Source organism: Brachybacterium vulturis, assembly GCF_043641765.1.
GTDB classification, from domain to species: Bacteria; Actinomycetota; Actinomycetes; order Actinomycetales; family Dermabacteraceae; genus Brachybacterium; species Brachybacterium vulturis_A.
The window spans coordinates 117,303-127,625 of record NZ_JBHZRO010000012.1 but is presented as its reverse complement, the minus strand read 5'-3'; the positions used below and the strand labels follow the sequence as shown (position 1 = coordinate 127,625).

Annotated in this window: 8 protein-coding genes and 1 tRNA gene; 3 read left to right on the top strand and 6 right to left on the bottom strand. The window is 71.2% G+C overall.

Annotation, left to right across the window (positions count from 1 at the left end):
* Positions 1-142: 142 nt before the first annotated feature.
* The gene (locus ACHUEU_RS11080; protein WP_394216180.1) at positions 143-424 is read left to right on the top strand and encodes an HPr family phosphocarrier protein; all 282 of its coding nucleotides are present in this window, start codon (positions 143-145) and stop codon (positions 422-424) included.
* Positions 425-519: 95 nt separating this feature from the next.
* Here ACHUEU_RS11080 and ACHUEU_RS11075 read toward each other — a convergent pair.
* The 3 genes from ACHUEU_RS11075 to ACHUEU_RS11065 form a co-directional block, all read right to left on the bottom strand.
* Positions 520-605, bottom strand: a tRNA-Ser gene (locus tag ACHUEU_RS11075).
* Positions 606-669: 64 nt separating this feature from the next.
* Entirely contained in the window at positions 670-1,530 is an 861-nt protein-coding gene (locus ACHUEU_RS11070; protein WP_394216179.1) for a universal stress protein, read from the bottom strand.
* A gap of 54 nt (positions 1,531-1,584) precedes the next feature.
* Entirely contained in the window at positions 1,585-2,601 is a 1,017-nt protein-coding gene (locus tag ACHUEU_RS11065; protein ID WP_394216178.1) for a helix-turn-helix domain-containing protein, read from the bottom strand.
* A gap of 353 nt (positions 2,602-2,954) precedes the next feature.
* On the opposite strand from ACHUEU_RS11065, the gene ACHUEU_RS11060 reads away from it, so the two are divergent.
* Together ACHUEU_RS11060 and ACHUEU_RS11055 are read left to right on the top strand one after the other, a co-directional pair.
* The gene (locus ACHUEU_RS11060) at positions 2,955-5,090 is read left to right on the top strand and encodes a prolyl oligopeptidase family serine peptidase (protein WP_394216177.1); all 2,136 of its coding nucleotides are present in this window, start codon (positions 2,955-2,957) and stop codon (positions 5,088-5,090) included.
* On the top strand, positions 5,087-7,198 hold the full coding sequence (locus ACHUEU_RS11055) for a S9 family peptidase (protein ID WP_394216176.1): 2,112 nt from the start codon (positions 5,087-5,089) through the stop codon (positions 7,196-7,198). The genes ACHUEU_RS11060 and ACHUEU_RS11055 overlap by 4 nt, the downstream gene beginning before the upstream one ends.
* A gap of 65 nt (positions 7,199-7,263) precedes the next feature.
* Here ACHUEU_RS11055 and ACHUEU_RS11050 read toward each other — a convergent pair whose 3' ends face one another.
* Genes ACHUEU_RS11050 through ACHUEU_RS11040 form a run of 3 tightly spaced genes read right to left on the bottom strand, consistent with a single transcriptional unit; the run spans position 7,264 to position 9,873 of the window.
* The gene (locus tag ACHUEU_RS11050; RefSeq protein WP_394216175.1) at positions 7,264-8,103 is read right to left on the bottom strand and encodes a MetQ/NlpA family ABC transporter substrate-binding protein; all 840 of its coding nucleotides are present in this window, start codon (positions 8,101-8,103) and stop codon (positions 7,264-7,266) included.
* A 55-nt stretch (positions 8,104-8,158) separates the two neighbouring features.
* The gene (locus ACHUEU_RS11045) at positions 8,159-8,860 is read right to left on the bottom strand and encodes a methionine ABC transporter permease (protein ID WP_394216174.1); all 702 of its coding nucleotides are present in this window, start codon (positions 8,858-8,860) and stop codon (positions 8,159-8,161) included.
* A complete protein-coding gene (locus tag ACHUEU_RS11040) occupies positions 8,857-9,873 on the bottom strand; it encodes a methionine ABC transporter ATP-binding protein (RefSeq protein ID WP_394216173.1) in 1,017 nt (338 codons plus the stop codon). The genes ACHUEU_RS11045 and ACHUEU_RS11040 overlap by 4 nt, the downstream gene beginning before the upstream one ends.
* Between the last annotated feature and the right edge of the window lie 450 nt (positions 9,874-10,323).

The window sequence follows — 10,323 nt, the reverse complement described above, 5'->3', positions numbered from 1 at the left end:
CCACGGTCCTCGCTTCGCGGGCAAAAACATATGAGGCACCGAAGACCGTTCGCGGGCACTTTTCGTGAGTCTCGTCGGCGGATGTCCGTCAGGGCGCGTGCGCGGATACCCTGGGAGGGACCACGTCGAGAAAGGCCCCGAGATGCCAGCACGTACCGTGAAGGTCGCGAGCTCCAGCGGCCTCCATGCCCGCCCTGCCGCGATCTTCTCCCAGGCGGCCAGTGAGCAGCCCGTCGCCGTCACGATCGAGACTGCCGAGGCGGCACCGGTGAAGGCCTCCAGCATCCTGCTGCTGCTGACCCTGGACGTCGGCCATGGCGACGAGGTGACGCTGCGCGCCGAAGGGGAGGGCGCCGAAGCCTCCCTGGACCTGCTCGCGGCGCTGCTGGAGAGCAACCTCGACTCGGAGTTCCAGGACCGCTGACCGGCGCCGCTCAGCCGCTGCGCCCCGCACGCGCGAAGGCCCCCACCAGTCCCGGTGGGGGCCTTCGTCGACCTGATATCTTCCCAGGTCAGAGGCGGTAGCGGCGGGATTTGAACCCGCGGTGGCTATGAACCACACATCATTTCGAGTGATGCACCTTCGGCCGCTCGGACACGCTACCGTCGGACAGCCTAACCGCCACGACCTCGCCCGTTCAAACTCTCCGACCGCGGACGCGAGTCACGTCACTCACGAGACGCCGGTCGGACCACCGTGACGTTCCCCGTGGCGTGGAGGACGATCGCGTGCGCGGTCGACCCGAAGCCACCCCGGCTCAGCCCGCGATGTCCGATCACCATCATGCGCGCCCCGGTGGCCGCCTCGAGCATCCCCTCGGCGACCGTGCGGTCCTCGATCATGCGCGCCTGGACCTCGAGCCCCTCGTGCCGGGCAGCCGCCCGGGCGGCCCCCTCCTCGAGCACCCCCCGCGATCGACTCCCGGCGCTCCACAGCTCCGCGCTGCCCGCAGAGGGCGCATGCGCCCCCGACCGCACATGGACCACGCGCAGCACGGCGTGCCAGGCCGCTGCGAGATCAGCCGCCTCGTCGATCGCCTCGCCGGCAGCCTCGGAGCCGTCGTACGCAGCGAGCACCGGACCCGCCCGGTGCTGGTCGGAGCGGATCACGGCCACCGGACAGCCGACGTCGTGGAGGATGCCGCGGCTGACGGACCCCAGCAGCGTCCCCATCACCGCGCCGAGGCCGCGCGTGCCGACGACCAGCAGGTCGGTGCGCTCGGAGATCTCCTCGAGCGCCTCCCGCGGCATCCCCTGGAGCAGCTCCGCGGTGACCGTCACCTCGGGATACCGGAGGGCGATGCGCTCGGCGGCGTCATCGAGGAGCCTCATGGCCTGATTGCGCGGCCCCGTCGGGTCGAGCACCGGGAGCCCCGTCACGCCCTGCCCGAGCAGGGGCCAGGTCCAGGCATGGACGAGGTGCAGCCCGGACTGCGTGCTCCGGGCGAGATCTGCGGCCCAGTGGACGGCCGCCATCGATGCGGTGGTGTCGTCGTAACCGACCACGATGTCCTGCCCGGTGAATCCCATGGTGCACACCTCCTGGTGAGGCCTGGTCGGGACCCTCAGGATACGCCGCCGTGCTCACGGCCGGGGAGGACCGGCGCGGGGTCCCGTGCGCCCCACCGTCCGATCGGCAGCGACGTCGTCGACGTCACCGTCCCCCCACTTGACCATCTCGCCCTCGTCGTCCTCGTCGTCCTCGCACTCGTTCTCCCACGTCCATCGCAGTCCGAGCGTCCCGGGACCGAAGCGGGCCTCGCTGACCTGGAGCCGTTCACGACGGTCCAGGCGCACGCTGGAGGTCGACTCCCCGGACTCCGTGCGCTGGTATCGCACGCAGTCCATCGGCCGCCGATCGCCGCGGAACTCGACCTCGATCAGCGCGTCATTGGCCCGCCGCGGGAGGCTGTACACGACCGCCGTCATGTCCGTGGCCTGGGCGCTCAGCTCGACCCGGTAGGCGAAGGCGGCGACCTGGCCGGCATCGAGGTGGCCGTCCACCAGCAGCTCGACGCCGTAGACCCGGTGCTCGGGCCAATTCACGCGACGACCGATCGAGCACCCCTGGACCGGGATGAAATGCGGCGCGACGTTCGGCTCCGTGGGTTCCAGGACGTACACCGCCGGCAGACGGCACACCCCGGACTCCAGGGCCCGCACCATCAGCCCGAAGTCGAAGCTCTGGACGTCCCGCGACGAGTCGATGGTCGCGAACTGATGGAACACCCGTTCATGGGCGTACTGCTGCGCGGAGGTGAACCCCAGCTCCCGGAGCGCATCGGTGAACACCTGCTTGCTGGAGCGACCGCCGAGGAAGGTCGTGGTGCGCACGGACCGACCCCGCAGTCGTGGTGCCCCCACCAGGTCCGCGAGCGACTCGGGCGCCCGGCCCAGCAGCTCCTCGAGCGCCGCCACCACCCCGAGCGACTGCTCCCCGCCGGGAAGGCTCCGGCCCGACTGCCAGTTGCTCAGCGTGGCGACGCTGACCGGCCGGTGGCGCGCCCGCAGGCGATGCGAAATCGCCGTCAGGGTCTGGCCGCTCTGCTCGATGGCTCTGCGCAGCTCCGCTGCGAATCTCTCGTCATCACCTGCTGCCATCGCCGCGGCGCCCCCCTTCCGGTCCGCTGGTCGTCGACCGTCCTCGACGGTGTCCACCGCCGTTCACCATTTCTGACATACCTCTGAAATGCCCACAGTAGCCTCTATGACAGACCTCACAAGAGGGTCCTGAGAAGTAGGCGATGAGGAGGTCGGATCGATGTGAACTCCGGAGGACAGTGCCCTCCGGCACGACATGCCGCACTGCCCCGCCCTGACCGTCAGGGCTCCCTCAGTCCCCTGGCCCATCCCGTTCGACCGGTGCCGCACCTCGGTCGGCAACGACGCCGACCACGCCGGTGCTCCAGCTCGCCGCACCACGGATAGGTCCCCCCGACAGGAAAGCTGCACCCATGTCTCAGCACACAGTCTCCTCGACGAGCTCGGCGCGTCGTGGCAGCGAGAGCCCACTCGCCCTCACCCCCCGTCCTGCCCCGCGCCCTGTCCAACGTGCTCTGTTCGGCGACTGCGTGCCGATCCCGTACCGCTGGCTGCGTGCGACCGACTCCCCCGAGGTCGCCCGGCACTTCGCCGCGGAGAACGCGCATACCGATGCGCGGACCGCGCATCTCGCACCGCTGCGCGAGGAGCTGTGTGCCCTGGTCGACGACCCCGCCTCGCGGCTCGAGCTGTCCGCTCCCGTCCTGCTCGACGGATGGTGGTACATCGACCGCTTCGCTCCCGACGGCACGGCCACGCTCTCCCGGGTCCGAGACCGGGAGGGGCTGCGGAGTCCCTCCGGCATCCCCCGGATCGAGCCCGACCGGCTCCTCGACGGCGAGGAGATCCTGGTGGCCGACTGCCTGTCGATGATGGGCTTCGCCGTCTCCTCCGACCACAGACTGCTCGCCCGCGCCGAGGCGGCACTCGGCGGATGCCGACTGATCATCACTGACGCCGCCACCGGCGAGGTCGTCGACCGCGCCGTCGGCGGGGCCGGACCCGACATCGTCTTCTCCGCGGACTCGCGCTCCCTGCTGCACACCCGCCTGGACGATCTCGGACGTCGGCACCAGGTCCGCAGCCACCGCCTGGGCACCTCGGCGGACGAGGACGTCCTCCTGCTCGAGGAGTCCGACCACTGGGCACAGCTCGAACTCGCCCGCTCCCGGGACGGCTCCGCCCTGATGATCCACTCCCTCTCTCCCCAGGGCAGCGAGGCGTGGCTCTGCGATCTCAGCGCCGTCGACACGCCTCCGCGGCCGGTGACCGGCCGGCTCACGGACGCGCGACCCGCACGACTGGAGCATGCCGGGGACCGACTGCTGGTGATCCACGAGGACCGCGACACCCTGCGGACCGTGCTCAGCGAGATCGGTCTGGACACGACCGGCGGCCTGCCGGACATGTCCGCACTGCTGACCGCCGAGGAGGACGAGCACTTCGAGTCCGTGGAAGCCTTCGCCGATGTCATCGCCCTCCAGCTGCGGGGCGGCGGCGTCCCGCGGCTGCGCCTCATCCCGCGCCGGGCCGACGGCTCCCTCGACCTGCAGGCGGCGCACACCGTGGGTCGTGGCGGGACGCTGGACTCGGTGCGCCTCGAACCCGTCCCGGCCTGGGGCACCCGACGGATCCGCTACCGCCTGGACAGCTTCCTCACCCCCGGCATGCTCCTGGAGCACGACCTGGACACCGGGGAGAGCACCGAGCTCCTGCGAGAGGACATCGCCGGCTTCGACCCCACGCAGTACGTGGAGCGTCGTCTGTGGGCGACCTCGACTGACGGCACGCAGGTGCCGATCTCGCTGCTCGCCCGGCAGGATACGCCGCGCGACGGCACCGCACCCGCACTGCTCTACGGTCACGGCGCCTTCGGCGTCTCCACCGAACCGAAGCTGCGCCCCGAGGCCCGGGCGCTCGTGGACCGCGGCGTCGTGCTCGCCATCGCGCACGTGCGCGGCGGCGGAGAGATGGGCCCGCAATGGCATCAGCAGGGCCGGGGTCTGCACAAGCAGAACTCCTTCGCCGATCTCCTGGCCTGCGCCGACCATCTCGTCGACACCGGATGGGCCGCAGCGGACAGGATCGGCGCCGCAGGCGACGGGGCCGGAGCGCTGCTGGTCGCGGGAGCGGCGAACCTCGCCCCGGAGCGGTTCCGGGCGATCCTCACCGGGGGGCCGCTGGTGGATCCCCTGGAGACCCTCCTGGACCCGAACGTGATGCTCACCCTCGAGGAATGGGCCGAATGGGGCGACCCCGCGGCCGATGAGGCGACCTACCGCAGCCAGCGCGCGTACAGCCCGGCGGAGAACATCCGGGGGACCGAGTACCCGGCGGTCTTCGCCTGGACGGCGCTCGACGGCATGGACGTGCCCTCGGCCTGCGCGGCGATCTGGGTCGCGCAGCTGCGGGCACGGGTCACCTCGGATCCCGACGAGCGCCCGGTCCTGCTACGCGCGACCCCCACCCCGGGATCCGCCGGCGACCCCCGTGTGGAGGGAGTGGCCTGGCTCCTCGAGCAGCTGGGCGCGGTTACCCTCGGGGAATGACCGCCGAGCTCCCTGCTGCCCCGACCCCTGCGCACCGCCCCACCGAGCGGACCTTCCACAGCGACACCGTGATTGATCCGTTCGAGTGGATGCGGGACAAGACCGACCCCGAGGTGATCACCCACCTCGAGGCGGAGAACGCCTACGCCGATGCCCGCACCGCGCACCTCGAGCAGCTCCGGGCCACGCTGGTGCGGGAGTTCATCGGGCACACCCAGGAGACCGACCTCAGCGTGCCGGTGCGCCGCGGCGACTGGTGGTACATCACCCGCACCACCGCGGGGGACGACTACCCGAGGTTCACCCGCGTCGCCGACACCGGCACGATGCCGCAGGTCGAGCCGGGCGTGATGCTCGAGGGCGAGCAGGTGCTGCTGGATGCGCAGGCCGAGGCCGCGGGCGCCGAGTTCTACTCCCTCGGAGGGCTCGCCCCCTCCCCTGACCACACCCTCTTCGCCTCCGCCGTGGACACCGCGGGTGATGAGCGCTTCACCCTCCGCATCACGGACATCGCCTCCGGGACGGTCCTGGACGAGGCGGTCACCGGCGCCGGCTACGGCCTCGCCTTCTCCGCCGACCAGCAGTGGCTGTTCTACGCCCGGGTCGACGATGCCTGGCGCCAGCACCAGATCTGGCGTCACCGCATCGGGGGTCCGGCCGAGGAGGACGTGCTGGTCATCGAGGAGCCCGACGAGCGGTTCATGATCGGCTTCGACCGCTCCCGCGACGGCTCGACCCTGGTGATCCAGGCGGGCTCCACCTCCACCACCGAGGCGTGGCTGCTGGACCTGTCCGACCCCACGTCCGCCCCGGTGCCCGCGGGCGGCCGCCGGGACGGTGTGGACTACGCGGTCGAGCACGGCGGGGACCGGCTGCTGATCGTGCACAACGACGGCCATCGCGGCTTCGCGCTCGCGCAGGCGCCGCTGGAGGCACCGGCACGCTGGGAGGAGCTGCTGGCCCCGGCCGAGGGCGAGCGGCTGCTCGCGGTCGATGCGTTCGCCAGCTTCGTCGCGCTCGAGCTGCGCAGCGGCGGGCTGGCGAGCGTACGGCTGATCCCGCGGGCGGCCGACGGCTCGCTGCGCATCGAGCAGGCCTCGGACATCAGCCACGGCGGCGAGCTGGACACCGTCGAGATCGACGCCAACCCGAACTGGGACCAGACCACGGTGCGCTACCAGCTCACCAGCATGCTCACCCCGGCCACCGTCGCCGAACGGGATATCGCCTCCGGGGCCACCGAGATCCTGCGCGTCACGCCGGTGCCTAGCTTCGACCCGGAGCTGTACGTGGAGCGGCGCGAATGGGCGACCGCCCAGGACGGCACCGCGATCCCGCTGAGCGTGGTGGCGCGCCGTGACGCCCCGGCCGACGGCACCGCGCCGGGCTACCTGTACGGCTACGGCTCCTACGAGATGTCGATCGACCCCTCTTTCGTCCCCACCCGGCTGTCGCTGCTGGATCGCGGCGTGGTGATCGCGATCGCGCACGTGCGCGGCGGCGGGGAGATGGGCCGCGACTGGTACGAGCACGGCAAGCTGCTGGAGAAGAAGAACTCCTTCGGCGACTTCGTGGCCGCCGCCGCCCACCTGACGGACTCCGGCCTGGTGGCCGCGGAGCGGCTGGGTGCCGAGGGTCGCAGCGCGGGCGGGCTGCTGATGGGCGGCATCGCGAACCTCGCCCCGGAGCGGTTCCGGGCCATCATCGCCGGGGTGCCCTTCGTCGACGCGCTGACCACGATCCTGGACCCGAGCCTGCCGCTGACCGTGGGTGAGTGGGAGGAGTGGGGCGACCCGCTGCACGATCCGGCGGTGTACGAGTACATGCGCGGATACACCCCGTACGAGAACATCACGGCCGTGGAGTACCCGGCGATCTTCGCCTCCACCTCGCTGAACGACACCCGCGTGTTCTTCAACGAGCCGGCCAAGTGGGTGGCCCGCCTGCGCGAGACGGTCACCTCCGATCAGGCGGAGCGGCCGATCCTGTTCCGCTGCGAGATGGTCGCCGGGCACGGCGGGCGCTCGGGCCGCTACCGCAAGTGGGAGCAGCGTGCGGACGAGCTGGCCTGGCTGCTGGATCAGCTCGGGGCGACCGAGCTGGTCTGAGCCGAGCGGCAGCAGCCGCCCCGCGGCAGTGAGCCGACCGGCGCCAGCCCGTCCGGGCGGGCCGGTCAGAAGGCGGGGATCACCGCGCCGGAGTAGGTCTCCTCGATGAAGCTGCGGACGTCCGCGGAGTGCAGCAGCTCGTCGAGCTTCACCAGTGCCTCGTTCTCGGCGTCCTCGGTGCGGACCACGAGCATGTTCGCGTAGGGGTTGTCCTCGCCGGATTCGAGGGCGAGGGCGTCCTCGGCAGGGCTGAGATCCGCCTCGAGGGCATAGTTGCCGTTGATCACGGCGATCGCGAAGTCACCCAGGGTGCGGGGCAGCAGCGCCGCGTCGATCTCCTGGAGATCCAGGTGCTGGGGGTTCTCGGCGATGTCGTCGATCGTGGCCTCGGTGGGCTCGACCCCGTCCCGCAGCGCCAGCAGGCCCTCGGCGGCGAGCAGCGCGAGGGCGCGGCCGCGGTTGGTGGGGTCGTTCGGGACGCCGACCGCGGCACCCTCCTCGATCTCGTCGAGGCTGGTGAGTGACTCGGAGTACACGCCGAGCGGCTCGATGTGCACGCCCTCGAAGGGGGTCAGCTCGTAGCCGTTCTCCGCGACCTCGGTCTCGAGGTAGGGCAGGTGCTGGAAGAAGTTCGCGTCGACCTCTCCCTCGTCGAGCAGACGGTTCGGGATCGGGTACTCGGTCTGCTCCTGCAGGTCGAGCTCGAGACCGGCGTCGGCGGCGAGGTTGTCCTTGACGAAGGTGAGGATCTCCATGTGGGGCAGCGGGGTCGCGGCGATCCGGAGGGTGGTGACTCCGCCCTCCTCGGTGAGCGGGGCCGCCGTCTCACCGCCGCAGGCGGCGAGGGCGAGGGCGGTGAGGCCGGCGCCGGAGGCGAACAGGGTGCGGCGGGAGACGGTGCGCATCGGTGGTTCCTTAGAGGTGGGGGTCAGGCTGTGAAGGGGTCGTTCGGTGCGGGGATCAGGTGGTGCGGGCGCGGTGATCGACGGCGCGGGCGAGACGCGAGCCGAGCAGCTGCACGAGGATCACGATCGCGATCAGCAGGATGACGGTGACGATGATGATCTCGGTCTGGTAGCCGGTGTAGCCGCGGTTGTAGGCGAGCTGGCCCAGACCGCCGGCGTTCACGGAGCCGGCCATCGCGGTGTAGCCGATGACCGCGATCGTGGTGGTGGTGATCGAGCCGATGATGCCGGGCAGCGCCTCGGGGATCAGCACCTGGCGGATCACCTGCCAGCGGCTCGCGCCCATCATCCGCACCGCCTCGATCTTTCCCGCCGGGATCTCGCGGAGGTTCAGCTCGAACAGCCGGGCGGCGAAGGGCACCGCCGCGATGGTCAGCGCGATCATCGCCGCATTGGGGCCGGTGGAGCGGCCGGTGATCAGCGAGGTGATCGGGATCAGCGCGATGATCAGGATGAAGAACGGGAAGGAGCGCAGCACGTTGACCACGAAGCCGGTGACCTGGTTGAACCGGCGCACCAGCGAGGAGGCGGAATCATCGGTCTCGAACAGCGCCACGCCCAGCGGCAGGCCCAGAAGCACGGTGAGCACCATGGTCACGGCGGTCATGTAGAGAGTGACGAGGGTGGCCTCCCAGGGACCGCCCTCCCAGCGCACCAGCAGCGGGTTCGCCAGCCATTCCTGCAGGATCTCGATCATGCGGTCACCTCCGTCGCGACCACGCCGGCCGCCTCGAGCTCGGTGAGGAAGGCGGTCAGGCCCTCCCGGGAGATGGGCCGGCCGGAGCGGTTGCGCAGGGCGAGCTGCACGCGGCCCACCTGGCGCCCTCCGATGGTCTCGATGGTGCCGGCGACCAGCGTCGCCTCGGCCTCGTAGGTCTCGGCCAGGCGGATCAGGTCATCGGTGGTGCGGAAGCGCTCGGAATTGCCGTAGTCGCAGTTGACCACGAGGGCGTCGATGCCGGTGGGGGCCGGGGGCAGCGGGATCAGCTCGGCACTCAGCGGGCCGTGCGGATCTGCGGCGACGTCCAGCAGGTCACCGCTCTGGGTGATGCGGCCGTCCTGCAGCAGGGTGACGGTGTCGCAGACCTCGCGCACCACGCCCATCTCGTGGGTGATGATCACGACCGTGATGCCGAGGCGCTCGCGCAGGTCAGCGATCAGCCGCAGGATCTGGCGGGTGGTGGAGCCGTCCAATGCGCTGGTCGGCTCGTCGCACAGCAGCACCTTCGGTTCGGCGGCCAGCCCGCGGGCGATGCCGACGCGCTGGATCTGCCCCCCGGAGAGCTGGGCGGGATGATTGTGCTCGCGCCCGGTGAGCCCCACCAGCTCCACCAGCTCGGCCACCCGCTGCTGGCGACGGGCCCGCGGGACGCCGGCGATCTCGAGCGGGTGGGCGATGTTCTGGGCGGCGGTGCGCGAGTCCAGCAGGTTCGCGTGCTGGAAGACCATGCCGATGTGGCGGCGGGCGGCGCGCAGGGCGGGACCGTCCAGGGCGGCGATATCGGTGCCGTCCACCTCGACGCGCCCGGTGGTGGGCTTCTCCAGCCCGGTCAGGCAGCGGATGAGGGTGGACTTCCCGGCGCCGGAGCGACCGACGATGCCGTGCACGCGGCCGGGCTCGAGGTGGAGGTCGATCCCGTCGAGCGCGACGACGGGGTCTCCGCCGCCGGGTGCGGGGAAGACCTTCGTGAGGCGGTCCAGAGTGATCACCCGAGGATTCAAGCATCGCCGGGCACCTGGTGCGGACGATTGGTTCATCTGCCGCAACAAACCTCACAGACCTGCGGTTCCGGGTGTGCAGGGGGTCACTCCGGAGGCCTGAGTGGTCCCCTGCCCCTCCGATGCCAGCAGCCCGCCGAGCGGCGAAGCCGCCCCTCCACGGGCACGGCCGGACCAGGCAGGAGCGGAGTCCCCGGCACCGCCATCAGCGCCCCTGCAGCGCTCACCCGTGGCACAGGGCGCGCTGCTCCGCCGTGCCGCCGGGGCACCCCTCCGAGCCGTCGGGGGTGTCCTCCCGACCATCCGGGCGCTTCGCTGGACCGTCATTGCATCCACTGGCGGTATACGCGCATCCACCGGCGCATGCGGGCCTGTCTGCACGCACAGCGCCAGTGGATGCACACCGGCCGGGTCGCTCGGCCCGGGATGCGCCTCGGGGCG